The 768-nt window shown below is 59.8% G+C and carries 1 protein-coding gene and 3 tRNA genes; all 4 read left to right on the top strand.

The annotated features are described in order from the left end of the window. Positions 1–59 precede the first annotated feature (59 nt). Positions 60–145 (top strand) — tRNA-Tyr (locus AC1DYI_RS37380). An 83-nt stretch (positions 146–228) separates the two neighbouring features. Further along, a tRNA-Gly gene (locus AC1DYI_RS37375) sits at positions 229–302 on the top strand. A 91-nt stretch (positions 303–393) separates the two neighbouring features. Continuing rightward, positions 394–468: transfer RNA gene (locus AC1DYI_RS37370), tRNA-Thr, on the top strand. A 51-nt stretch (positions 469–519) separates the two neighbouring features. Then, the coding region (locus AC1DYI_RS37365; protein ID WP_477209104.1) for a GTP-binding protein at positions 520–768 on the top strand (249 nt) is incomplete at its 3' end.

Genomic DNA, 768 nt, shown 5'->3' with positions numbered 1-768 from the left:
ACCTGAAACAGCGACTCGCGCTTGTCACAGGAAGCGTGTTATAGTCTCAGGCTCGCTGCGGAGGGGTGCCCGAGTGGCTAAAGGGGGCAGACTGTAAATCTGTTGGCTTACGCCTACGCTGGTTCGAATCCAGCCTCCTCCACCACAGCGAACTAATTTGAAGAACGAGTCCTGGATGCTGGCTCGGGCGGCTGCTGACCCAAGCAGCGGCTCGGGCAAGTGGGCCGAGCGGGAGTAGTTCAATGGTAGAACCTTAGCCTTCCAAGCTAATGACACGGGTTCGATTCCCGTCTCCCGCTCCAGTGAAGAAGGCTTCAGGTTGGAAAAGGTTGAGTGGCGGTGATGTCGCCACAGGCCTGGGTGGATGTTCGATGCGCCCAATCCTGTGTCGATGCCCATGTGGCTCAGTGGTAGAGCACTCCCTTGGTAAGGGAGAGGTCGCGCGTTCGATCCGCGCCATGGGCACCACCATCTCACTGGTGTAGTCAGTTTTGATCTCGAACGCCTCAGGAGCGCAAGATGGCAAAAGGCAAGTTTGAACGGACCAAGCCGCACGTGAACGTGGGCACGATTGGTCACGTGGACCATGGCAAGACGACGCTGACGGCGGCGATCACGACGGTGCTGTCGACGAAGTTCGGCGGCGAGGCCAAGGCCTACGACCAGATCGACGCGGCGCCGGAAGAAAAGGCACGCGGCATCACGATCAACACCGCGCACGTCGAGTACGAAACGGCCAACCGCCACTACGCTCACGTGGACTGCCCG

The organism is Ideonella sp. P3_A4, assembly GCF_056403075.1.
The sequence above is the reverse complement of the archived record's forward strand: the minus strand, read 5'-3'. Positions and strand labels throughout refer to the sequence as shown.